The organism is Vibrio sp. ABG19 (assembly GCF_029962385.1).
Taxonomy (GTDB): Bacteria; Pseudomonadota; Gammaproteobacteria; order Enterobacterales; family Vibrionaceae; genus Vibrio; species Vibrio ostreae.
In genome coordinates this window covers 2,252,396-2,277,463 of sequence record NZ_CP071708.1, presented here as the reverse complement: position 1 = coordinate 2,277,463, position 25,068 = coordinate 2,252,396, and the positions used below count along the sequence as shown (strand labels likewise).

Sequence of the window (25,068 nt, the reverse complement as noted above, 5' to 3'; positions counted from 1 at the left end):
GGGCCGATACTGGCCCCGCTGATGTCGGATCATTCCCGCTATTTATGTCGCCACTGATCCCGCATAAAAGCTCTCACCCAATCCTGCCCGGGTCAGCAGCCCATCACAAGGCGCAAAGCGGTCACCGTATTTTTCAGCGTGCTGGTTCATTATCTCAACCAGAGCTTTAATCCCAATCTGATCGATATAACGGAACGGACCACCGAGAAATGGCGGAAATCCAATCCCGAAGATAGCGCCGATATCACCGTCACGCGGACTGCGGATGATGCCCTCATCTAAGCAACGTACCGCCTCATTTAACATCGGCAATATACAGCGCATCGCGATATCTTTATCACTCAGCTTCGATTGCGGCGTCAGTTTAAGCAGCTTATAGACCGATTTATCCACCTCTTTCTTTTTGCTGCCTTTATAAAGATAGAAACCTTTACCGGCTTTACGCCCTTTGCGGCCATCCTTGAGCAGAGTGTCAAAGACCTCCGGACCTTTAAATCTCGGACCAAGCTCATTAATCAGAATCGGCATGATCTTGGCGCCAATGTCGACACCCACTTCATCGAGCAGCGTGATAGGTCCAACCGGGAAACCAAAATCAAGCAACGCAGAATCCAAACGCTCAATCGGCTCACCGCCCATCAGGATCTGCGCGGCTTCATTCATGTAAGGTGCAAGAATACGGTTCACATAAAATCCGGCACAGTCTTTGACTACAATCGGCGTTTTACCCTGCTTACGCGCCAGCTCGACCACAGTCGCGATGGTTTGATCCGATGTGGTCGCGTGCGGGATGACTTCCACCAGCGGCATTTTCTCCACCGGACTAAAATAATGCAGGCCGACAATCTGTTGCGGGCGCGCAGCTTTCTCCGCTATCTGACCAATCGGCAGAGAAGAAGTATTGGTAGCGAAGATGGTGCTGTCCTGTGCATTGGCTTCAATATCCGCCACCATTTGCTGCTTAAGTTTCAGATCTTCAAATACCGCTTCAATCACCACATCAGTGTGGTTAAAGGCAGTAAAATCGGTTCCACCACTGAGCAGGGTCATTTTAGCCTGCAACTGCGCCTGGCTCAGAATGCGGCGCTTACGCTGCTTAGTGAACAACTTATAGTTGTAACTTAATGCGTTAAGCACACCGTCATTAGACACATCTTTAATTCGTACTGGCAGCCCGGCTTTCGCAACACTGACGTGGCTGATCCCCGCGCCCATCAGCCCCCCGCCAAGCACACTAATCCGGCGCACTTTAGCGGGTTTAGCGTCGCCGCCATGGTCCTTTTTCATTTCTGTGGTAGCGAAGAAAATCGAGCGCAGTGCTTTGGACTCAGAGGTCATCACCAGTTCACCAAAGCGCTTGGCCTCAAGTTCCAGGCCAGGCTGCAATCCCTTTTCCAGACCATGTTGGATCACTTCCAGAATCGCTTTGGCGGCAGGATAATTATCGCGTGTCTTCTGCCGGGTCTTTTTCTCAGCCTGATCGAAGATCACTTTACGGCCGACACCGGTACGCGACATCAGACGTTCTTTTGCCGACAGCTTAAGCGGAGACTTTCGCTTACCCTTGTTGTCGATAAAGCTTCTGGCCACATCGAGTAACACCGATTGCGGCACACACGCATCCACCACACCAAGCTTTTTGGCCTTTTGGGCACGTAATTGTTTACCAGTCAGAATCAAATCTAATGCTGGCAGCAAACCGATTAAACGCGGTAAGCGCTGGGTCCCACCGGAGCCAGGCAGCAGCCCCAGCATGACTTCCGGCAGGCCCAGCCGGGTTTTATCATCATCGCTGCAAACCCGGTAATCACAAGCCAGAGCGAGCTCCAGACCACCGCCGAGACAAGGGCCATGAATCGCCGCCACTACCGGAAACGGCAGCTCACTCAATTGCTGAAACATCTGCTGCCCTTGCACTGCCAGTGCCTGAGCTTCCGGAGCAGATTGACACGCCTCCAGCATGCGCACATCAGCACCTGCGATAAAGTTGTCCGGCTTGAGTGAATGCACAATCAAACCTTTGAGCTGATTTTTCTGGCTGTCGAGCCGGGCAAAAACGGCAGCCATTTCATCGGCAAACGCAGCCTGCAAGGTATTCATTTTTTCACCGGGAACATCAATCGCCAGCCAGGCAATGTGCTGTTCATCCACACTCAGCTGGAACGCTTTCGCTTCACTCATTACTCCACCTCCAGAATCATGGCTGCACCGAGGCCACCAGCTGCACAGGCGGTATTGAGCGCCAACCCACCGCCGCGTCGTTTTAACTCATGCAGAGTCTGGGTGATCATGCGAGCGCCGGTTGCGGCAAACGGATGGCCGTAAGCGATAGAGCCACCCAGTACGTTAAATTTATCCATATCCACTTCACCAATCGCCTGACTGCGCCCCAGCTTTTGCTGGGCAAACGAATCACTGGCGAACATTTTCAGGTTAGCCAGTGTTTGCGCGGCAAAGGCTTCATGCATATCAATTAAGGTCAGATCGCCCAGGGTAATACCTGCTCTGTCCAGCGCCAGAGGTGTGGCATACGATGGCCCCATCAGCATGTCCTGTTCGACGCCAATCGCAGAAAAGGCGTAGGAACGCAGATAACCCATGATCTCCATACCCAGCTCTTTAGCCTTTCCTTCCCGCATGAGTAGGATTGCCGCAGCACCGTCGGTAAGTGGTGTACTGTTGGCTGCAGTCACACTGCCGTAATCGCGATCGAATGCCGGACGCAGTTTGGCATAACCTTCCAGGGTCGAGTCATGACGAATATTGTTGTCGCGGTCGATCCACTTTTTATACGGCTCAGGAAACGCCGTCATCACTTCATCACGAATTTTCCCTTCCTGCCATGCCTTAGCAGCCAGCGTATGAGAACGATGAGCCAGAGCATCCTGATCATGGCGGGAAATCGCATGTGACTTCGCCATCTGCTCAGCGGTTTGTCCCATTGATAAACCGGTCGAATACTCCGCGACCGCAGGAGGTACCGGCATCAGATCTTTCAACGAAAGGGATTTGAGAACCTGCAGTTTCTGGCCCAGAGTTTTGGTTTTACTCAAAGCCAGTAAACCGGAAGCAAGCTTTTTAGACACGCCAATCGGCAGTACAGAAGAAGAGTCCGCACCGCCGGCAATACCGATGTCTATTGTGCCGGCCATAATGCTCTCGGCGACATTCACCGCAGACTGAAAGCTGGTTGCACAGGCTCGGGTAACGCTGTAAGCGTCAGTATGGATGTTCATTCCGGTGCCGAGCACAATTTCACGCGCAATATTGGGCGCAGCAGGCATCTGAATAACCTGACCGAACACCACTTGCTCAATCAATGCCGGATCCAAATCGCAACGTGCCAGCATTTCGCTGACCACCATTTTGCCCAGATCCAGCGCCGGAACCTGCGCAAACTCGGTACTTTGCCGTGCAAAAGGCGTACGTAGCCCCGCAACGATAGCCACACGCTCTCCCGAACGTGTTGTGACTTGCTGAGTGCCCATTGTTTCTCCTTCCAATAAGAGGTCTGACCTGAACTCATTGTAACCAAGTTGTTAACACAATCAAACGAGCGTTTAAATAAACGTGATATGCACACTGAAACACACGATTTCTTGTTTACTCTCGCACAATCACCCCAGTTGTTAGTAAAGAGATTGAAAGTTTTTCAATAAACAGACAGAGAGCACGTATGCAGGTAACCTGACGCTGTGCCGGTAACCGGTACCGTCGGTTGGCAAATGACCGGCAAAAAAAAACCACACAGAACTGTGTGGTCGGAATGTATTCAAGCAATTAACTTACGCCAATTGAAAAGTAATCAGTTTCCTGATTAGGAGAAAGTAAAGTCAGCCTTCAAAAGGAAGTGTCATCTTGCTCAACACGCTAGCCACAAGGACTAACTAGATGACGTGAACCACTATAGCGCGCTCAGCACAGCACATTTTGAATTAGATCAATTTTATCGTGGTTTTGAAGGGGCATTACTGCCTAAACTTGATTCAGAACAATCTCTGACCACATTTCACAACCGAACCGGGACTCAGCCTGGTAAGTAAGCTGAGCACATACGGTTAGCGCACGGAGAATTTTGTGTCATTACTGAAAAAAATCGGAAAGAAATTTTCCAAACCTCCGGTCAATACCGGTATGGACAGACAAAAAAAATATGAAGCACTGGTTCGTGCTTACCACCGCGATCTCTACCGCTATGCCTACTGGCTATGCCAGGATCAAAGCGTGGCTCAGGATCTGGTGCAGGAAACTTGCCTGCGCGCGTGGAAATCACTCGATAGCCTGCAAGATGAAAAGGCGGCAAAATCCTGGCTGATCACCATCTTACGCCGGGAGAATGCGCGTCGTTTCGAACGCAAGCAATTCGATTTGGTCGATTTGGATGATTATAGTAGCGAAGCCAAAGTCTCTGATGATGCACATCATCAACAGGAATGGCTGCAGGCACAAATCATGAAACTGGACATCGACTACCGCGAACCGCTTTTTTTGCAGGTAATCGGTGGCTTTAGTGGCGAAGAAATCGCCGATATACTGGAGCTCAATAAAAACACGGTGATGACTCGTTTATTCAGAGCCCGCAATCAATTGAAAGACATGTTAGATTCCGCAGACAACTACAGAGGGCAGCAAAATGGATGAATTAGAATTCCGTCGTCGCATTCTGTCCGATCCGAAGCATCGCGATAAAGAGATACAACAGGCCATCTCGGCCAGTGACAGTCACGCCAGGTATGCGGAAGATATTCTCAATCTTGATGCGAAAATTGCCGAGGCGATGCGGGTCGATGTGCCCGACAGCCTGGCGGATCGTATCTTGTTCAGTCATAACGCCGTCAATGATAATGTTGTGCGTCCACGCTTTATGCGCCGCGCCATGGCAATGGCCGCCTCGGTCGCATTTGTGTTCGGCCTTCTGGCTGGCCAAGTGAACTGGGGTAACCTGTTGGTGCCACCTGCCCAGGCCAGCCTGGCAGAGATGGCGGTCAGCCACGTGTTGAATGAAGAAGGATTTGTAGCTTCGATTGACGAACAGGTCAGCTCACGGCAAATCAACGCCAAGATGCGCCCGTTCCATTATCAGTTCGACAAGAGCTTTCCGTATCACGTCTACTACCTTAACCACTGCGGTTTCGGAGACTCCAACGCCTTGCATGTGGTATTCCAAGGCGAAACCGGCAAAGTCACGCTGTTTTTGACCCATATGCCCGCTGAAGGCAAAGTCAATTTCAACCAGAATGGCATGACAGGCGTGATTAAACCGGTTGGTAATATGAGCCTGATACTGGTTGGTGGCGAGGGTGAAAACGTCGACAAAATCGCCCGCCATCTGATGCCGATGATAAAATCATCAAAATAATCTTTCCGACCCGCTCTATTGAGCGGGTTTTTAAATGTTAAAGTAGAGTTAAAACTCTAAATTTTTACATTTATCCGCATTTTCGTGCCAATTAACCTCCAATTCTGTAACTTTACCGTCCAATTAGACAATGGTCGGATTTCTATCTTATATACTAGCGTCTAGTATCAGCCACCAACTGAGCAATTGCTCAAACTAACGCCCGAAGAGGCGAAATAAAAAGGAAAAAAGCATGAACAAGACGCGTCTGTTTAAGCAGTCACTATTAGCAGTGACAATCTCTCTGGCTACGCAGCAAGCAGTAGCTGCGGGCTTCCAGCTCAATGCACAATCGGCAACCGGCCTTGGCCGTGCGTTCGCCGGTGATGCCGTAATCGCCGATAACGCAGCGGTTATGGCACGTAACCCGGCCGCCATGGCGCTGTTTGACAAAACCGCGCTGTCGCTGGGTTTCGAGACCATTACCACCGATATCGAAGTGAAAAATGCCACTTATACTAATGCCGCAGGCCAAAGCAAAAACGCCGATTATGACGATGCAGGTGCAACCTCGGTTGCTCCCAACATTCATCTGATCGTGCCAGTTAATGACACATTTGCCTGGGGTGTGGATGCCTACTCAAACTTTGGTACCAAAACCAAATTCAGCAGCTCGTACAACGGCGGTGAATACGGTGGTGAAACCGAGATTCTGAGCATGAACTTTGGTGTCGCTGGTTCATACCGCTTAAACAAGCAATGGAGCTTCGGTGCCGGCCTGGATCTGATTTATGGTCAGGGCACACTAAAGCGTACGTTCAGCGATGAGTACTACACCGGTCTGGTTGTCGACCAAACGACCGGGCTGCTCAATGCTCTGAATGGCCGTGAAGCTGTCGACGTCGATAAAGCGGATGGCTGGGGTGTTGGTTTTAACGTTGGTACCGTGTACGAACTGGACGAAAACAACCGTTTTGGCCTCGCTTACCGCTACAGCCCGGAAATTACCGCCAAAGACGGCGATAAAGAAGTGAAACTACCGCTGCCTGATATTGCTGAATTCTCCGGTTACCATCGTATCGATAACACCCCGTTTGCGGTGCATTACAGCATCCAATACATCGGCTGGAACACGTTTGACCAAATCAAGTTCAAGAACGAGAACGTAGACAAAAAAGAATACGAATGGCAGGACGGCTGGCACTACTCAATTGGTGGTACTTATTACATGAATAAAGACTGGACCCTGCGCGCCGGTTATATGTATGACACCAGTGCGCAAGATGAGTTAACATCAATTTCAGTCCCTGACTCTGACCGCCAATGGTTCTCAGCCGGTTTCACCTATCATATCGACGAGCAGTCCAATGTCGATTTTGGTGCCACTTACCTGTTGGGTAAAGATGTGGACGTGTCTGAAGCGACCGAGGTGAGTGGTGTAACAGTCTCTAACCTCAATGGTACCACGCATGCCAACGCTATCCTGTTAGGCTTACAGTACAGCCGTACTTTCTAAGCGAACTGAGATCCGCAACACCACGTTAAAGGGCTGGCTTACCAGCCCTTTTTTGCTTTCAGAGTCCTACTGTTCACTCTTTCAGTGCACATCCGTTCGCCTAAAAACCAACTACACCCTACATGTGTACGCTGAAAATCCGATACCCCTACAATCAATATCAGTTAATTTAACCAAATATCGTACGTTTTGCGGTGTATTTATTCAAACAGCCACTTTGTGACAATTTTAATTTTTAAAGTAAAAGCTCTACCCGTAAGATCGCAGATCCACTTTCAGATAAATTCAGCGAACATGATAATGACAAAAAATAAAACTCTACTCTCTTCTGCTATTGCATGTGGTTTATTGAGCGTTTCAACTGTCACTCAGGCAGCTGGCTTCCAATTAGCCGAATACTCCGCCACCGGACTAGGACGCGCTTACGCCGGTGAAGCCGCTATGGCGGACAACGCCAGCGCCCAGTGGCGCAACCCGGCCATGCTAACGTATCTGAAAGGGACCCAAGTGTCAGTCGGTGCGGTTTACGTTAATCCGAATGTGGATGTCGACGGCAGCGTTTCTCACGCTCTGCTGGGCAGCACAAACGCCAGTGCCAGTGATTATGCCGATGACGCTATCATCCCTAACTTTTACTTTTCTCAGCAGATCGACGATCGCTGGGCCATCGGCTTTGCTCTGGGCACCAACTACGGCATGAAAACTGGCTTATCTGGTTTCAACGCCAGTCATTTTGGTGATTCAGCCAACATTGAATCCATGGAAGCCAACCTCAACCTGGCGTATAAGTTAACTGACGCGGTCAGCGTTGGGGCGGGTATTCGTTATGTTGAAGGTGAAGGCCACTTTGGTGCCAGCGCACCGACCCGTAACGCACTGTCACTGCCGCAGGGCACAACCTTGAAATATATGAAAGGGGATGACGAAAGCTGGGGCTGGCAGGTTGGTACTGCATGGCAAATCAATGACGCACACCGGGTAGCCATCACTTATAAATCTGAAGTCGTGATGGACTTCGAAGGACATGCTGAAGGCGTCAGCTATGGTACGCATAAACCGGGTAAGCTGTCTGTCACGCTGCCGGCGACCGCTGAACTGGCAACCTTCCACCAGTTGACACCAAGCTGGGCGGTGCATACCAGCATCAACTGGACCGACTGGAGCACATTTGATCAGCTGACGGCCGAGTTTAACGACGGCAGTTCGGATTTGATCAAATCGGAAAACTGGAAAGATAACTACCGCTTTGCTGTCGGTACCACCTACGCCCTAAACCAGGATTGGGTAGTGCGTGGCGGTATCGCGTATGACCTTTCCGCGGTCAGTGATGAACATCGCACTGCGACGATTCCGGAAACCGATCGTACCTGGCTGAGCATCGGTGCCGGTTATAACGTCACCCAACAACTGACCATCGACGCTGGCTTTACCTATATTTTTGCCAAAGATGCTTCCATATCTGAACCACGTGATGCATCCGACCAGACGGCAGCAGCGATTGGCGGCGCCTTCGATGCCCAGGTCACAGGTAATGTCTGGATCGCCGGTGTGCAAGCCAGTTACCAGTTCTGACGTCCTCTTTTGTGCTTATCCCCAGGCCCGATACGGGCCAGAAGGATGACAATAAAACGGCCCGCTGTGATAAGCGGGCCGTTTACATGTTGGAGCCGGGCCAAATCATTTGATCTAGCACTGACCTTTACTTTTCAGTTTGTGCAACAAACTGTCAGACGCCTCTTCAATCAAATCCAGCACCAGTTCAAAACCATTCTCGCCACCATAATAAGGATCGGGAATTTCATCATATTCTGAACGGCCATGGCTTAAGAACAGCGACAACTTATGCTGATGCTCTTTCGGGCAGCGATTAGCGAGGTCGTTGAGGTTTTCACTGTCGGCAGCCAGAATCATATCAAAACGGGCAAAATCCTCATCGGTTACTTTACGCGCCTGCATGCCTTCAAACGAGTAGCCACGCCTCTCTCCAGCAGCCCGTGCACGCGCATCCGGCGGATTCCCCTGGTGGTAACCGATCGTCCCGGCAGACTCAACATGCAATTGAGCGCCAAGCTGCTGCGCTTTTGCTTTCAGTACGGCTTCGGCTGTCGGCGAGCGGCAAATATTGCCCATGCAGACAACCAGAATTGATAAATCATCTGAGTTGTTCATTGTTGTCCATTCACTTATCCAACATTCCATCTTCCAATGAAACCGAATGCCTCGCGCAGGTCAAACAAGCAAGGCGGTTTTTTTAGTTATTCGTGTTATCGCTCACGAATAACTACTTAGTCGATATGCAGTTCACGTCAAAATAATCATCTGATGAATTTGATAATACTGCCATTCAGGTCGATATTTATCATTTGGGCCAAAATTAAGTTGTTGAGGGAAAAACATGTTTGGGTCAAACAAAATTAAAAGTGCCTATCGAGCATTAGAAAGTGAAAATCGTCAGTTACACAGCTTTAAAGAGTCCATTAAGGAGCAGGTTCCCTATATCGAATTTACTCCCGATGGGCACATTCTGTTTGCCAACTCACTGTTTCTGAATGTGGTCGGTTATCGCCTGGAAGATATCCGGGGACAGCATCACAAAACACTCTGTTTTCCGGAAGACACAGAGACCGAAGAATATAAGAAACTGTGGCAAGACCTGCGAAGTGGTCAGCCGGTGCGCGGACGCTTTATTCGTAAAAACAGTCAGGATCTGGCCATTTGGCTCGCCGCTACCTATTTCCCGGTTAAAGTCGAGGGCAAGGTTGCCTACATCGCCAAAGTGGCCTCCGACGTGACGCAAGAGCAACAAGAGCTCGAACGTAACCAGGCTCTGATCAAAGCCATGGATAAGTCGTTAGCCGTAATAGATTTCACTCCGGACGGCACCATACTCAATGCCAATAAAAACTTTTCACTCTGTATGGGGTATGACCGGCAGGAGATCATCGGCCAGCATCACCGCATGTTTTGCGATCAGGAATTTCTCACCCAAAACCCCAATTTCTGGAAAGATCTCGGCGCAGGAAAAATCCAGTCAGGCCTGTTTAAACGCGTAGATAAATATGGCCGGACTGTGTGGCTGGAAGCCACTTATAACCCGATTTTTAATCATGAGAACAAAGTGGTAAAAATCATCAAACTGGCCAGTAACATTACCGAGCGGGTTGAACAGGCGATGGTCGTTCGCGATGCTGCGAAAAAATCCAGTCAGATCGCAGAAGAGACTGTCGCCATTGCCCGTCAGGGGCAGGACTCGGTCGCCTCGATGCTCGCCAACTCAAAACAGATTAATGAAGCGGTCGATATGGTCACTGAACTCATCAACCAGCTCAATAATCAGTCCAAGCTGGTTGAAGCGATTGTCTCCACCATCAGCGATATTGCCGGACAAACCAACTTACTAGCGCTCAATGCGGCCATCGAAGCCGCCCGGGCAGGCGAGCAGGGACGCGGCTTTGCCGTCGTCGCCGATGAGGTGCGTAAACTGGCTTCTCGCACCTCACAATCCACCACCGAAATTGCATCAGTGATCGAAACTAACTCAACCATTATCAACCACATTGATGACAAGATTAAGGTGGTGCTCAGCAAAGCGTTGCATGGTGAGCAACAGGCAAATAGCGTGTCGGAAGTGATCGAAGAAATCATTGTTGATGCCGATTTGGTATCTGAGACCGTGAAAAAACTCGCCATTTAGAGAGGACGTTGACTACGTGGCTTTGTCAGTTGCCAAAGTCTGTAAGTCACCTCTGGTGACGATAAGAACAGGTAGCCTAGCCTGCCTGTTCTTGCATTCAACGCTGGCACTGACCAGCCAACAACTCGCCTCATCTATCTCCATACGAATCGTTGGTTTTTGCCATGCCTGAGTTACGCTATGATATGGGCCATAGTGATGATAGCGCTTAACGTTATCATCCCGATATCAATGAAATAAATCAAAAGGATTGCGCATGTCCAACGATGACATCAAACAAGAACGCCATCAGGCACGCCAGCAGAAAGTAAAAGAGAAAGTCGACGCACGAGTTGCAGCGGCTCAGGAAGTCAAAGGCCTGCTGCTGATCATCACCGGTAACGGTAAAGGTAAATCGACGTCAGGCTTTGGCACCGTCGCGCGTGCGGTTGGACATGATAAAAAATGCGCGGTTGCCCAGTTTATTAAAGGGACGTGGGACAACGGCGAACGCAACCTGCTGGAAAAACTGGGCGTTGAATTCCAGGTCATGGCCACCGGCTTTACCTGGGAAACCCAGAATAAAGAAAGCGATACTGCGGCTGCACAAATCGTGTGGCAGGAATGCAAACGCATGTTGCAGGATGAGTCTCTGGATGTGGTTCTGTTTGACGAGCTGACCTACATGGTGAACTACGGCTACATCGAACTGGACGAAGTGGTGGAAGCCCTGCAAAACCGTCCGCACATGCAGTCCGTGATCATCACCGGACGTGGCGCGCACCGTACTCTGATCGAAATGGCCGATACCGTTTCCGAAGTAAAAAACGTGAAACACGCCTTTGAATCCGGCGTCAAAGCACTACAAGGCGTAGACTGGTAATCGCAGGTCACCGTTCAGCTGTGCGGGCACTCGCGCGGCTCAGAGTAAACCGTCGCCCATCTCAATGGGCCGGTTCATAACAAAATTGGTTCGTTACAAAATTGGTTCGTTACAAAATTGGTTCGTTACAAAATCGGTTCATAACAAAATCGGTTCATTACAAAAGAAAGGGGCTGGAAATTCCGGCCCCTTTGTTTATCTTCCGCAATGGTCATTGATCAGTTGAACAGACCTTTCAGTAAGCCATCAACGGCCTTCTTGGTCTTTTCATCTTTGATCTTTTCATCCAGTTTCTCGTTCAGTTTTTCCAGACCGCGATCCACTTCTTTCTTGGCTTTTTCCTTCAACACATCGTCGAACACCAAGCGGAACTTAGGATCAGCCCACTGCCCTGAGACATTGATTGGAATGGTCACGTCACGCAGTTCATCCAGATTCTTACCGCCCTGTCCCTGCAGCGTACCAACAATCGAAGTGCGCACCAGAAAATCGACCGTTTCCTGAATGTAGTTCGCTTTACCTTCACCGTGAATACGCAGCAACGGTGATTGCATATTGAGGTCATTGGTCGTCACTTCACCCTTGCTCAATTTCAGCGTCGCGGTCATCGCACTGAAGTCGGTTTTCTGCACCGCTTTGGTTTCGTCAACCGCTTCGCCTTTAAAACGTGCGTAGTTGGTGCGGATCATCTGCGCAATGTTGATGCCATTAACCGCACCGTCAGCAAAGTTGATCCCGACGGTACCGGCCAGGTTCTGCTTGATACCGGTCGGCGTCAGGCTTTTACCCTGCAGATTCATCTCAATGTTACCGGTGCCTTCCAGACGATCATTATCGGCGACATCTTTGAGCAGAGGCTGCACTTTCACCCCGCTGACACTGTTTTTGACCGTGTAAGAGGCTGGCGACTGGCGCGCATCGATGCGTGCGTTCGCCGCGATACGACCTTCATACAGATTGGCACTGAAGGACTTAAGATCCACGATGCCACGGTTGACGGCAAAACTGGTTTTGACGTTCTGCATCTTGGCATTACTGGCCTTAAATTTATCGATCACGATATCACCGGCAACATCCAGCGTTTTCAGCGCAGACAAGTCCGGTTCCGCTTCCGCTTGTTTCGCAACCGCTGGTTTACTCTCCCCTGAACCCGCCGCTGCATCAGAGTCAACCGCCTTTTGATTCAGTCCCAGGAACTCATCCAGATCGATATCCGGGCTGTGCAGGTTAAAACGTACTTTCGCGATATCGCCCAGAACCACGTTGGCTTTGCCATCGAACTGCAATGCATTGGCGGTCAGTTTTTCCAGCACCAGATTGAGCGTGCTCTTGGTGATATCAAACGCCACATCCGATTGCATAGTCACTTTCATCGGTGACTGCGGTAACGCTGCACCTTCCAGGTTGGCAGTCATATCGAGTTGATTCACCGCCACTTTGGAAATGTCTTTATCAACTTCGACCGATGCGCCACCACTGGCATCCAAATCCATATCCGCTGCTTTGCCTTTGACCGCGAAAGTCAGTTTATTGGCTTTATCAAACTCAAAAGTGTCCAGCGTCACTTTGGCGGAATCAATCTTAGTCGCCGCATCGCTGAAGTTGGCGTCCAGATTAATGTTGCGCAGCGCGTACTGTGTGAAATCTTGTGACAGTTTGATTTCGGCCTGACCACTGGCACCAAACTGTTGCTGGTTCATGCTGCCTTTAGCGGAGAAATCCACGCTGGTCCAGGTATCGGCAGCAAATTCTGACACGGCAAGCTGAACATCATACAGCTTGGTCATGGTGCCGGCCTGCTGATCCTGGATTTCCAACAGCGCGTTGTTGACCGAAACGCCAGCCAGGTTAATGCTCCACGCCTGCTCAGTTGACGCTTGCTCGCTCGGTGTCGCAGATTCGGTATTGGCTTGAGAAGACGAATCGTCCGTCTGTTTTGACGCTACATCCTGCGCTTTACTCAGGCTATCGAGGTTAGTGCGACCATCTTTCAGCGTTTCCAGATGAACTTCGGCCCCATCAAGACGAATATTGCCGATATGCAGTTGTTTATCGAGCAACGGCATAACAGAGACGTCGATGCCGACACTGTCTACTTTGAATAAATTCGGGCTGCTAAAGCCCTGAGGATTCTTGAGCTCCGTTTTGCCCAGCTCAAAGCCGATAGCCGGGAAAAACTGCCAACCGATGTCACCTTCGATCACCAGATCAAGGCCGGTCTGTTTTTTGGTTTGCTCAACCAAAAGTGGCTTAAACTGGTTTGGATTGACCAGTGTGACCAGTGCTGCGATCGCCCCTAGCACGACGACAACTAACACCCCTACTACCAGGAACAGTTTTTTCATCTGTTTGTTTCCTTGTATGACGGATAAATGTGGTAAAACAAGTAAACTCGTATTACGGATAAAGAAAGTGGCACTTAAAGTGCCACTAAACTTATCAGAAATAAAGAACGCTATTGCTAAGCATCGGTTAAATTTACGATTTTAGCAACTTTGCGATGTGCGCTTTCAGTACATCGATAGCAATGCGGTTTTTACCGCCACGAGGCACGATGATGTCGGCGTACTGCTTGGACGGTTCAATAAACTGCATGAACATAGGACGCACTGTCTTCTGGTACTGAGAAAGCACGGAGTCCATGGTACGGCCACGCTCTTCAACGTCACGTTTTACCCGACGCAGCAGACAGATATCGAGCGGCGTATCCATAAAGATGCTGGCGTGCATCAGATCACGCAGACGAGGATCCGTCAGCAGCAGGATACCTTCCAAAATGATCACCTTCTTTGGCGTCAGAGGAGTCGTTTTTGCCGTGCGGGTATGTTCTGTGTAGCTGTATTCTGGTACTTCAACCGCTTCACCACGGGTCAGTTGCTGCAAATGCTCACACAGCAGATCATGATCCAGCGCATTCGGATGGTCGTAGTTGGTTTTGACACGCTCTTCCATGCTCAGATGGCTTTGGTCTTTATAATAGCAATCTTCCGTGATCACACCGATTTGATGGTCGCCTACTTTCGCACTCAGCTCGTTATAAATCGTTCTGGCGATCAGACTTTTTCCAGAAGCAGAGGCGCCCGCGATACCGACGATGACGCATTGATTATTATCAGACATGGTTGTGCACTCGATACAAATAGAAGAGGAAACTTGGGTAAACCGCCTGATTATAGGGAGTTCACAGGGTAGATACCAGTTTGTATTGGATCAAAATGTCAGTAATTTTCAGGATTGAACAATATTAGTGCAGAGCAAACGATTACATTCGCTCTGCAAAATAATGTGATCTACATCAATCGACTACCGTGAAGCTGATCGGGTCAGGTTTGGCGCTGCCGTGCCAATACAAACTGGCGCAAATTCGCTCTGCCAAATCGAGATAAATCGCGCTATGTTCACTATCCGGACGCGCGACGACGGTCGGTTTACCGGCATCGATATCTTCACGTACGTGCAAATGCAATGGCACCTGCGCCAAGAGTGACAAGCCGTACTCACTGGCCAGCGTCTGCGCGCCGCCGACACCGAAAATATGCTCTTTACCACCACAGTGACTGCAGATGTGGTAACTCATGTTCTCGACCAGGCCGACCACAGGTACTTCGACTTTGTCGAACATCGCTGCCCCTTTACGCGCATCCGCCAAAGCGAGATCTTGAGGGGTGGTGACGATCACCGCGCCGGTTACCGGGATCTGCTGCGCGAGAGTCAATTGGATATCACCGGTACCCGGCGGCATGTCGATGACCAGATAATCCAGATCCGGCCATTCGGTCTCATTTAGCAGCTGCGCCAGTGCTTTGGAGGCCATCGGTCCGCGCCAGATAGTAGCGTCAGACTGATCCACCAGATAGCCAATCGACTGGGTTGCGATCCCATGCGCCATGACCGGTTGCATCCACTTGTTATCGCGCACTTGGGGCTTAGCATTCAGCTGGGCAAACATCATCGGCACCGAAGGGCCGTAAATATCCGCATCCAGCAGACCAACTTTCGCGCCGCAAGCCGCAATAGCCAGCGCCAGGTTCGCCGCCGTGGTCGACTTACCGACTCCGCCTTTGGCCGAGGTCACTGCAATCACGTTTTTAACCCCTTTGATCGGGTTCGCGACTTTAGTCTGCATCGCTTTCGGCTTAACCACCACATCGTACGCAAACCCGGCCACCTGGCCTGAAGCTTGCTGCTCAGCAATCCATGCTTTGAGCTCTTGCACCACGGAATGCGCCGCAAACGGCAGTTCAATCTTAAACTGACCCGACGCAGCAACGGTCACCAGACCCGGCGCAGCGGCCCAGTCTGGCGTTAAATTCGGATGTTGAAACTGAGATAACCAGGCACAAAAGTCCTGTTTGGACGTAAACGTAAGCATAAGCCCTCCTTTTCGCATCATGCTATCACTCTCCCGCCTTAAGCAGAACCCACAAACAGTCAGGGCATTGGCTTGATCACCAAAAGAGCATCAGCCTTTGTATATCAAAGGTTTCTTTTTATCCCAAACTCAATAAACGCTCAGCTCCAGCCCCGACCCGACACTGACAACCTGCGACGTCCGCACGGTAATACTGAGCACAACCTTTGCCCGCCTCGGCACCATTCATACCTTGGCGTACAGGGCGTCATCAGGTAATATTGTCCATCACATTAAATACCTATCAAACAAAGCGAATAATTAAGTATGGCAACTGAACCAAGAAACTTTCCTGCCAGGAAAATGCTGGTAACTTGTGCCCTTCCGTACGCTAACGGTTCGATCCACTTAGGTCATATGCTTGAGCATATCCAAGCGGATATTTGGGTTCGTTACCAACGCCTGCGTGGCAACATTGTAAACTTCATCTGTGCTGACGATGCTCACGGCACGCCGATCATGCTTAAAGCGCAACAGATGGGTATGACTCCGGAAGAGATGATTGCCGCGGTCAGTGAAGAGCATCAGAAAGATTTCGCTGGTTTTGACATCAGCTTTGATAACTACCACAGCACACACAGTGAAGAGAACCGTGAACTGGCTTCTCATATCTACCTGGAGCTGAAAAAGAACGGTTTTATTTCCAGCCGTACCATCTCTCAATTGTTTGACCCTGAAAAAGAGATGTTCCTGCCGGACCGTTTCGTTAAGGGCACCTGTCCGAAATGTAAATCAGAAGACCAGTACGGCGATAACTGTGACGCCTGTGGCGAGACTTACAGCCCGACAGAGCTGATCAACCCGCGTTCTGCCGTCTCTGGCGCCACGCCGGTCATGAAAGATTCTGAGCACTTTTTCTTCGACCTGCCTCAGTTCGAGAGCATGCTGAAAGAGTGGACTCGTTCTGGCTCACTGCAGTCAGAAACCGCCAACAAGATGCAGGAGTGGTTTGAGTCAGGTCTGCAACAGTGGGATATCTCCCGCGATGCACCTTACTTTGGCTTTGAAATTCCTGGCGAGAAGAACAAGTTCTTCTACGTATGGCTGGATGCTCCGATTGGCTACATGGGCTCGTTTAAGAACCTGTGTAATAAACGTGATGACCTGGATTTCGATGAATACTGGAATAAAGACAGCCAGACTGAGCTGTACCACTTCATCGGTAAAGACATTGTTTACTTCCACAGCCTGTTCTGGCCGGCCATGCTGGACGGCAGCGGCTACCGTAAGCCAAACAACGTCTTTGTGCACGGTTACGTGACCGTGAACGGCGCGAAAATGTCGAAATCAAAAGGCACGTTCGTTAAAGCCAGCACTTACCTGAAGCATCTGGATCCAGAATGTCTGCGTTACTACTACGCCGCTAAGCTCAACAGCCGTATCGATGACCTCGACCTGAATCTGGAAGACTTCACCCAGCGTGTCAACGCTGATGTCGTCAACAAGATCGTGAACCTGGCATCACGTAACGCAGGTTTCATCACCAAGCGTTTTGACGGCAAACTGTCGGCTGAGTTTGCAGAACCTGAGCTGTACAACGAATTCGTTGCAGCTGCGGATCGCATCGCAGAGCTGTACGAAGCGCGCGAATTTGGTCGTGCGATTCGTGAAATCACGGCCTTAGCGGATAAAGCCAACCAGTATGTGGATGAAAAAGCGCCTTGGGTTGTCGCCAAGCAAGAAGGTCAGGATCAGGCACTGCAGGACATCTGTACTGTCGGTATCAACCTGTTCCGCGTGTTGTTGACTTACCTCAAGCCAGTGATGCCTGGCCTGGCCGCTCGTTCTGAAGCCTTCCTCAATCAGGAACTGACCTGGGATGGCGTTGCACAGCCGCTGACCAACCACGATATCAGTGCTTTTAAAGCTCTGTTTAATCGTATTGATCCAAAGCACATCGAAGCCATGATTGAAACGTCGAAAGAAGAAGCTGCAGCCGAGAAAGCCGCCGCAGAAGCCAATGCGCCAAAATCTGAGCAAACCGAGCTGAGCAAAGACCCGATTGCTGATGAAATCGAATTTGATGATTTCGCCAAAGTGGATCTGCGTATTGCGAAAATCGTGTCATGCGAATCGGTGCCAAAAGCGGATAAACTGCTGAAGTTCCAACTCGATATCGGCGGCGAAATGCGTCAGGTATTCTCGGGTATCAAAGCCGCTTACAACCCGGAAGATCTGGTCGGTAAATACACGGTTGTCGTTGCCAACCTGAAACCTCGTAAGATGAAATTCGGTATGTCAGAGGGCATGATTCTGGCCGCTGGCCCTGGTGGCAGCGAACTGTGGATCCTGGAGCCGCATGAAGGTGCTCAACCTGGCATGCGCGTAATGTAACCAGCTGTTCTGTAAGAACATTTAATTGAAGAACTCCCACTCTCTGTTGAGGTGGGAGTTTTTTTATTGAACCCGCTCACATTTTTAGTTCATCGTGCACACATTTAGTGCAAAATAAAGTTTAAAAACTTGTTAATTCGTTGATTTTAAAGAAATAAAAAATTGGCATCAACCCTGCACTGGTTTAGGTACAGAAACAGTAACAAGGAGTTGGTTATGTTTGTCTTAATATCAATGCTGATTTCTATCGGGATTTTAGGCCTGATGTTTTTCTTTGCCAAACAAAGAGAGTCAACCCTACAACGTAAATACGAGCTGCTGGTTGATCTGCGCCAGGTGCTCTACCTCTGCCGCCAACATCGCAGTGCGACTCATCATGCGCTGATGTTTGGTGAGCACCGAGAGACCGAACTGAATCATCTGCATGATCTAATCCATGAGAAATCTAACCATCTTATTGCTATCGCACACTTCGACAACAAACCTATGTACCGCATTTTACAGTTGAAGTTGAAAACGCTGATGAAAGAGTGGTCCGATCGCAACATAGCCCGCAACCAGATGGTACATGGTAAAGCGATTCGTCACTGTATGTTCCTGATGGATGAGGTGATGCTAGCCTGGCTGGTTGAATCCAACCGCGAAGATCTGAGTGACGAATACCACATGAACTGGCAGCAAGTGATTGATACCATGGAAGCACTGACTCAGCTGCGCATCTCTATCGAGGATATGCATAGCACCGAGGGGCGTGCCCGCATGCAGCATTACTGCGATGTGGTACGACGTAAACTCAATCAGCTGGCGCTGATTAGTCCACTCTCTATCGCCGCACCTGCGTGTTCAAAAGCGATGCACACCCTGTCCGAACTGCATGACAATCCATCCTATGAAATTGATGCAGAACGTCTCTATCAGCTGACCTCCGACGTGTCACTCAGCATCGCGCATGTGTATGACCATATGCTGGCCGAGCTGACCGAGAGCCTGTACATACCGCTTCCCAAGCTGGTGATTGCATAGTCTGTTGATTAATAAAGTAAAATAGATGGTAGAGTCAGCAAAGATAATAACCACTAACACGTTCATTTGGCATAAAAAAAGCGCCCTTGCAGGCGCTTTTCCTTTTCATCGTATCGGTCACAATCAGCTCAGCATCTTGCGCGCCGCTTCGACCACAACTTTGATCGAACGAGCTTCTGTCTCTTTCAGCGTCGCATGATCAGGAATCTCTTGTTGAGTACGGTTGATAATAACCCCGGCCACACAACCGGCTTTGAGGCCTGAGCTGGCACACATGGTCAGCAGAGTCGCTGATTCCATCTCAAAGTTAAGCACCCCCATCTCCTGCCACTCTTTCATCGAGCCCTGGAAACGGCGAACAACGCGACCGGTAAAGGTATCGTAACGCTCCTGACCCGGGTAGAAGGTATCGCTCGATGCGGTCACGCCCATATGCACTGTAGCGCCACTCTCTTCAGCCGCCTGTTTCATCGCCGTCGCGACAGCAAAGTCCGGGACTGCCGGGAATTCCATCGGCGCGAAGTGCAGGCTGGCACCATCCAGGCGCACTGAACCTGTGGTCACGATCATATCACCGACATTAACATGGGGTTGAATCGCCCCTGTGGTACCGACACGCAGGAAAGAACGCACGCCAAGCTGCGCTAACTCTTCAACCGCAATCGAGGTCGAAGGACCACCGATACCAGTAGAACAAACCACAACCGGCTGGCCATCAAGCTCTGCACGATACAGGGTGTATTCACGTTGGCTGGCGAGAAACACATGGTTTTCCATCAGGTCTGCAATTTTTTGTACACGGGCAGGATCACCAGGGATGATCGCCAGAGTTGCACCATTCAGATCTTCTTGAGTAACACCAAGGTGGAACACAGCTTGAGACATAAGTTTCTCCTAGATTGTGGCTTATTCAGCGCATAGGTATAGTTGGGTACAGAGCCACTTTAGCCGACTCACTGGCGACAATGAGTGACTAAAATCACAATACAATGAATACGAACACCTTCATTTTCACAATAAAGAGATAAAGATCACACATAACCGTAATTTAGGTACAAATAAGCACCAGTTCAGAACAATCACACCAGCCACCGACTTTCTGTCCCGCCAAGTATAGACCATTGCCAGACCAGCTTTGGCACGGCCAGAAACCCGCGGATGAATTACTGTTTAAACTTGAGTAAACGCAGTGCATTCAGGGTGACCAATGCCGTTGCACCACTGTCTGCCAGTACTGCGACCCACAATCCGGTAACACCAAACAGACTGGTCACCAAAAACAGCCCCTTTAAACCCAGCGCCAGAGTGACATTCTGAGTGATATTATCCATCACCGCGCGTGACAGCTTAATCATCCCAGCCAGTTCCGTGAGACGGTTATGGGTAAGCGCCGCATCCGCCGTCTCCAGTGCAACATCTGTCCCACCGCCCATCGCGATACCAATATGGGCTGCCTTCATCGCCGGCGCATCATTGATTCCGTCCCCAACCATAGCGACCCGCCGACTGTTTGCCAGCCGGGCAACATGCGAGACTTTATCCTGTGGCAGCAAACCCGCCGCGAACTCAATATTAAGTTTTTCGGCAATCGCCGCCGCACTGATTGCATTATCACCAGTCAGCATCGTGGTACGAATACCGAGTGCCTGCAATTCACCTATCGCCCGGCATGCATCTTTGCGCAAAGCATCCTGCCAGGCGATCAGCCCGATAGTCTGCTTGTCCTGCAACACCACAACCACTGTCTTGCCCTGCGCTTCTAGCTGGCGGATATTTTCCTGCAGGTCCGCCCCTGCGACTTGGTCGAGATAAGCCGGTGCGAGAATCTGATAATGGTGACCGCCGAGTTCACCGCTGACTCCGCGGCCAACTTGCACTTGTTTATCAGTGGCATGCGGCACAGAAATGTGACGTCGTTCAGCTTCTTGCACCACTGAAATCGCCAGCGGATGTCTGGATCCGATCTCGATCGCCGCGACACAGCGCAACAAAGCCTCGGGGCTCCAGTCCTGCACAGGCACCACATCCGTCACTTGCGGTTTCCCCTGAGTCAGTGTGCCGGTCTTATCAAATGCCACAGCTTCTACCCGGCCCAGGCGCTCCAATGCCGCACCGCCTTTGATTAAAGCACCGCGGGAAGCGGCGGCTGCCAATCCGGAAGTAATGGCCGCCGGTGTCGAAATTACTAAAGCACAAGGACAGGCGATGAGCAGCATAGCCAGGCCGCGATAAATCCAGGTGTCCCACGGCTGGGCAAACATCAGCGGCGGAACCAGTACCACCAAAAGCGCCACTGCCATCATTAACGGTGTATACCAGCGGCTGAATGAATCCATAAAACGAGCCACCGGCGCTTTATGCGATTCCGCCTCTTCGATCAAATGCAGGATGCGGTCAATGGCATTGTCACCGGGACTGGATGTGATGGTCATCTCGATTACCCGATCGACCACCACAGAACCCGCCGCTAACGCATCTCCGGCGATATGTTCCACTGGCATTGGCTCTCCGGTCAGAGCGCTTTCATCAATACTGGCCGCCGTATTCATCAGCTGACCATCAGCCGGTAGACGCCCGCCCGGTGCCACTTCCACCCGATCACCCGGGCGCAATTCAGAGACCGCCACTTCGACACGTTGCCCTGAGCGGAGACAAACGGCTGTTTCCGGCACCAGAGCCATTAACGCCTGCACACCACTGCGGGCACGTGATGCGGCAAAACCTTCCAGTCGCTCACCAATTAAAAATAGCAGCAATACCATCGCCGCTTCAGCAGTCTCGCCCAGATACAACGCACCTAATGCCGCCACTGTCATCAGGGTTTCAATCGCAAAGGGGGTACCGCTGCGCATCAGCCGCCATGCTTTGGTCGCAATCGGCACTAATCCCACCAAGCAGGTCGCGGCAAACAACCAGCCTCCCGTCTCAGGCTGCCACCACTGCACCCCAGCAGCAATCAACATCATCAGCACCAACATGACGATGCGGCCCGTGTCCGGCTGCAGCCAGGTATTCGTCGGTTTATCTGCAGCGGCAGACTGACTTTGACCGCTGCTGCGGATATCAAATCCGGTCTTGATCACGGTTTGCTCAATCGCCTGAGCGGTCGCCGCATCATTAAACTGCACCACCAGCTTTTCAGTGGCAAACAGCACTCTTACATCGACAATATCGGCTAACTGACCAACCGCATTTTCGATTTTGCGGGCACAGGACGGGCAATCCATCCCTTCGACCTGCCAGCTTTGACGGTAGTTACTGTGATGCGCGGTTGTTGCCTGATCCTCGGCCACTTTTGGCTGTGTTTCATCATGATGTGAGTGCTCACAACAGCCGTGGTGATCTTGCTGTTGGGCGTGATTGCTTTCACCCTGTGACTCACCGCTTTGAGACTCATCGCTTTGTGACTCTCGGCTCTGGCTCTGCGAATCAGCACTCTGTGGCTGAGAACAATGATGCTCAAAGCAGCAAGACGTTGCCAATTTAGATGTAGCAGGATTGGGATCTTTGGAATGCGATGCGCCGCAACCCTGATGTGACAGGCTCATGTTGGTCTCCTCTTATCGGCTATCAGGTCGCTGTCTCTTTCCGGCTGGCATTGCTGCTGCACACCTTTACCGCATGCAGCTTTGCCGTACTTTAAACGGCAGTATCAACAATAGATGGAAAGCGACATTTGCTAACAGCATACACCTTGGAGCTAACTCCAGGGTCAAGCCTTTCTGGTAAAAAAAACGATGATGACAAAACATAAAGACGATGCTTAAAAAGCACGAGGGAGATGGTGAATAGGCACGAGAAAGATAACTAATAAGCATGAGAAAGATAGTTATTAAGCACGAGAAAGATAGCTAATAAGCACGAGCGTAACAGGGACAAAAAACGGGCACCGTGGTACCCGCAGACTGTTTAACAGCATTGACTGACCACCAGCAGCGCTGGCTCAGCGTAATCGTTATACCGGATGCTTGAAGCAGGTCGTGAGATTTTTGCCAATTGCCAACAGCACATCCCGTCGGGTTATGATACCAACCAACTTATTATCGTCGACAACCGGATAGACTTTCGGTTTACCCACTTTCATCATCTGCGCCAGTTCGATGATCGACATTTCCGGCGAAACTGAGAGGACTTCTTCATGCATGCAGTCGCTGACAATATGCGTATCCTGACAGTGGTAGCTGACTTTAATCAGCTTTTCCAGTAAGTCTTGTTCGGACAAAAAGCCTATCACCCGCTCCCTGTCATCAATCACAGGCCCACCCAAATGGTTCGAATGGATTACCCTATCCAGCGCTGCGGTTAATGACATTTCAGGTCTAAATGTCACCGCTTTTTTAGTCATATAGTCTCTTACTTTTAGCGAATCCATGTCTGTCTCCTTAGCACACCGCTCCCTAAAGCTACTTATAGGTTAAGTGTTGACTAATTTCTTGATTTTACTAAATGGAAACTGTCAATTTTGTTGATAGTTTTTTCCAATCAACTCAGAACGCAGGCTGAAAAGAGATCATGGAGATGCATAAACCCAAATAATAACAACAGCTAAAGCAAACAGAGATAATCAGTAGGCAAAACAAAAGCGGCAGAGAGTTCTGCCTCTCTGCCGCTTTCCAAGTCAACATTGTCGCCGTTAAATTGTCATCCGCTTAAGAAAAATATAGCCGTTTAAGGACAATCTCTGTTTACGCGAAATAAATCGGGCTCATTTTTGCCAGCGTTGTGCGGCTTTATTATCCGAATCTCGTGACTCAACCCAACGCGTGCTGTCGGTCGTGCGTTCTTTTTTCCAGAACGGCGCTTTGGTTTTGAGGTAGTCCATCACAAACTCACATGCCTCAAAAGCCGCACCGCGATGGGCACTGCTCACACCAACAAAAACGATTTGATCGCCGATATCGAGCTCGCCAACCCGGTGAATGACACGCAACTGCAGCAGTGGCCAGCGACTTTGCGCCTCGTCGCAGATTTCCAGCAAGGCTTTTTCCGTCATCCCGGGATAATGCTCCAGATGCAGACCGGTCACATTGTCGCCCAGATTCATATCACGTACTTTACCGATGAAGGTCACCACCGCACCAGCTTGTGTACCCTCAGCCAATACCGCATACTCGTGCGCCACTGAAAAATCGTCGTGCTGTACGGAAACTCGGTTATCCATTTCAGCCCCCAGTCACCGGCGGGAAAAACGCCACTTCATCACCGTCTTGCAGAGCTGAATCGAGCGCCACAATCGATTGATTGACTGCCGCTAAAAGCTTGCCTGGTTGTAACGCCAGCTCCCATTTACCTGGCTGGGCCGCCAGATGGGCACGTAACGCTTCAACTGTTTCAAATGCCCCCTCAACGGTCAGACTGTCACAGTCCACCAGCTCGCGCGTTTGAGCAAAAAACAGAACTTTAATCATGCATCCACCTTAAAGTGCCCGGATTTACCGCCGGTTTTTTCCAGCAAACGGACCTGTTCAATCACAATATCTTTCTGTACCGCTTTGCACATATCGTAAATGGTCAACGCAGCCACAGATGCCGCCGTCAGCGCTTCCATTTCCACGCCAGTTTTACCCGCCAGTTTGCACACCGATTCAATCCGGACCAGGTTGTCAGCTTCTATCGCCTCCAGTTGTACTTCAACTTTCGACAGCAGCAGAGGGTGGCACAGCGGGATCAGCTCCCAGGTCTTCTTCGCGGCCTGAATACCGGCAATACGCGCCGTGGCAAACACGTCACCTTTATGGTGCTGGCCCGAAACAATCAGCTGCAGGGTTTCGGGTGCCATGCGTACAAAGGCTTCGGCACGAGCTTCGCGTACAGTGTCCGTTTTGCCTGACACGTCGACCATGTTGGCCTCACCGGAAGCATTGATATGAGTAAACTGGTTCATCCGCCT

General features: G+C 50.4%; 20 protein-coding genes. 8 read left to right on the top strand and 12 right to left on the bottom strand.

Going from position 1 to position 25,068, the window contains the following annotated elements:
- Positions 1–42 precede the first annotated feature (42 nt).
- A complete protein-coding gene (fadJ, locus tag J0X00_RS16740; protein ID WP_282477257.1) occupies positions 43–2,181 on the bottom strand; it encodes a fatty acid oxidation complex subunit alpha FadJ in 2,139 nt (712 codons plus the stop codon).
- On the bottom strand, positions 2,181–3,488 hold the full coding sequence (gene fadI, locus J0X00_RS16735; protein WP_218563391.1) for an acetyl-CoA C-acyltransferase FadI: 1,308 nt from the start codon (positions 3,486–3,488) through the stop codon (positions 2,181–2,183). Before fadI ends, fadJ begins: the two co-directional genes overlap by 1 nt.
- A 646-nt stretch (positions 3,489–4,134) precedes the next feature.
- Here fadI and J0X00_RS16730 point away from each other — a divergent pair.
- From J0X00_RS16730 to J0X00_RS16715, 4 genes are all read left to right on the top strand, one after another.
- Positions 4,135–4,641, top strand: a complete 507-nt coding sequence (locus J0X00_RS16730; protein ID WP_240798158.1) for a sigma-70 family RNA polymerase sigma factor — start codon at positions 4,135–4,137, stop codon at positions 4,639–4,641.
- Positions 4,634–5,359 carry a DUF3379 family protein gene (locus J0X00_RS16725; protein ID WP_282477256.1) on the top strand — a complete coding sequence of 242 codons (726 nt, stop codon included), beginning with the start codon at positions 4,634–4,636 and terminating at the stop codon, positions 5,357–5,359. Before J0X00_RS16730 ends, J0X00_RS16725 begins: the two co-directional genes overlap by 8 nt.
- Positions 5,360–5,591: 232 nt before the next feature.
- Positions 5,592–6,854, top strand: a complete 1,263-nt coding sequence (locus J0X00_RS16720; RefSeq protein ID WP_282477255.1) for an outer membrane protein transport protein — start codon at positions 5,592–5,594, stop codon at positions 6,852–6,854.
- Positions 6,855–7,154: 300 nt separating this feature from the next.
- Positions 7,155–8,426 carry an outer membrane protein transport protein gene (locus tag J0X00_RS16715; protein WP_282477254.1) on the top strand — a complete coding sequence of 424 codons (1,272 nt, stop codon included), beginning with the start codon at positions 7,155–7,157 and terminating at the stop codon, positions 8,424–8,426.
- A 114-nt stretch (positions 8,427–8,540) separates the two neighbouring features.
- On the opposite strand, the gene J0X00_RS16710 is transcribed toward J0X00_RS16715, so the two are convergent.
- On the bottom strand, positions 8,541–9,023 hold the full coding sequence (locus tag J0X00_RS16710) for a low molecular weight protein-tyrosine-phosphatase (protein WP_282477253.1): 483 nt from the start codon (positions 9,021–9,023) through the stop codon (positions 8,541–8,543).
- 226 nt (positions 9,024–9,249) lie between these two features.
- Between J0X00_RS16710 and J0X00_RS16705 the strand changes: the two genes are divergently transcribed.
- The gene (locus J0X00_RS16705) at positions 9,250–10,548 is read left to right on the top strand and encodes a PAS domain-containing methyl-accepting chemotaxis protein (protein WP_282477252.1); all 1,299 of its coding nucleotides are present in this window, start codon (positions 9,250–9,252) and stop codon (positions 10,546–10,548) included.
- Positions 10,549–10,804: 256 nt separating this feature from the next.
- A complete protein-coding gene (gene cobO / locus J0X00_RS16700; protein ID WP_136484338.1) occupies positions 10,805–11,410 on the top strand; it encodes a cob(I)yrinic acid a,c-diamide adenosyltransferase in 606 nt (201 codons plus the stop codon).
- Between the two features lie 218 nt (positions 11,411–11,628).
- On the opposite strand, the gene J0X00_RS16695 is transcribed toward cobO, so the two are convergent.
- The 3 genes from J0X00_RS16695 to apbC all read right to left on the bottom strand — a co-directional run bounded on the left by J0X00_RS16695 (position 11,629) and on the right by apbC (position 15,782).
- Positions 11,629–13,755 (bottom strand): AsmA family protein, encoded by a 2,127-nt coding sequence (locus tag J0X00_RS16695; protein WP_282477251.1) that lies wholly within the window; start codon positions 13,753–13,755, stop codon positions 11,629–11,631.
- A 133-nt stretch (positions 13,756–13,888) separates the two neighbouring features.
- Positions 13,889–14,530 (bottom strand): uridine kinase, encoded by a 642-nt coding sequence (gene udk / locus J0X00_RS16690; protein WP_136484340.1) that lies wholly within the window; start codon positions 14,528–14,530, stop codon positions 13,889–13,891.
- A 175-nt stretch (positions 14,531–14,705) separates the two neighbouring features.
- Positions 14,706–15,782, bottom strand: a complete 1,077-nt coding sequence (gene apbC / locus J0X00_RS16685; protein WP_136484341.1) for an iron-sulfur cluster carrier protein ApbC — start codon at positions 15,780–15,782, stop codon at positions 14,706–14,708.
- Positions 15,783–16,088: 306 nt separating this feature from the next.
- Here apbC and metG point away from each other — a divergent pair, with 306 nt between their 5' ends.
- Positions 16,089–18,155 carry a methionine--tRNA ligase gene (metG, locus tag J0X00_RS16680; protein WP_282477250.1) on the top strand — a complete coding sequence of 689 codons (2,067 nt, stop codon included), beginning with the start codon at positions 16,089–16,091 and terminating at the stop codon, positions 18,153–18,155.
- 216 nt (positions 18,156–18,371) lie between these two features.
- Positions 18,372–19,178 (top strand): hypothetical protein, encoded by an 807-nt coding sequence (locus J0X00_RS16675; RefSeq protein ID WP_136484343.1) that lies wholly within the window; start codon positions 18,372–18,374, stop codon positions 19,176–19,178.
- Positions 19,179–19,301: 123 nt separating this feature from the next.
- Here J0X00_RS16675 and udp read toward each other — a convergent pair whose 3' ends face one another.
- From udp to moaC, 6 genes are all read right to left on the bottom strand, one after another.
- Positions 19,302–20,063, bottom strand: coding sequence for a uridine phosphorylase (gene udp / locus J0X00_RS16670; RefSeq protein WP_282477249.1), 762 nt, complete (start codon positions 20,061–20,063; stop codon positions 19,302–19,304).
- Between the two features lie 278 nt (positions 20,064–20,341).
- Positions 20,342–22,726: a zinc/cadmium/mercury/lead-transporting ATPase gene (locus J0X00_RS16665; RefSeq protein WP_282477248.1), complete on the bottom strand. Its 2,385-nt coding sequence runs from the start codon at positions 22,724–22,726 to the stop codon at positions 20,342–20,344.
- Between the two features lie 407 nt (positions 22,727–23,133).
- The gene (locus tag J0X00_RS16660; protein WP_136484346.1) at positions 23,134–23,550 is read right to left on the bottom strand and encodes a CBS domain-containing protein; all 417 of its coding nucleotides are present in this window, start codon (positions 23,548–23,550) and stop codon (positions 23,134–23,136) included.
- 333 nt (positions 23,551–23,883) lie between these two features.
- Positions 23,884–24,339 (bottom strand): molybdopterin synthase catalytic subunit MoaE, encoded by a 456-nt coding sequence (gene moaE, locus J0X00_RS16655; RefSeq protein WP_282477247.1) that lies wholly within the window; start codon positions 24,337–24,339, stop codon positions 23,884–23,886.
- A 1-nt stretch (position 24,340) separates the two neighbouring features.
- Complete coding sequence (gene moaD / locus J0X00_RS16650; RefSeq protein ID WP_136484348.1) at positions 24,341–24,586, bottom strand: molybdopterin synthase sulfur carrier subunit; 246 nt, start codon at positions 24,584–24,586, stop codon at positions 24,341–24,343.
- Positions 24,583–25,062: a cyclic pyranopterin monophosphate synthase MoaC gene (gene moaC / locus J0X00_RS16645; RefSeq protein WP_136484349.1), complete on the bottom strand. Its 480-nt coding sequence runs from the start codon at positions 25,060–25,062 to the stop codon at positions 24,583–24,585. The genes moaD and moaC overlap by 4 nt, the downstream gene beginning before the upstream one ends.
- Between the last annotated feature and the right edge of the window lie 6 nt (positions 25,063–25,068).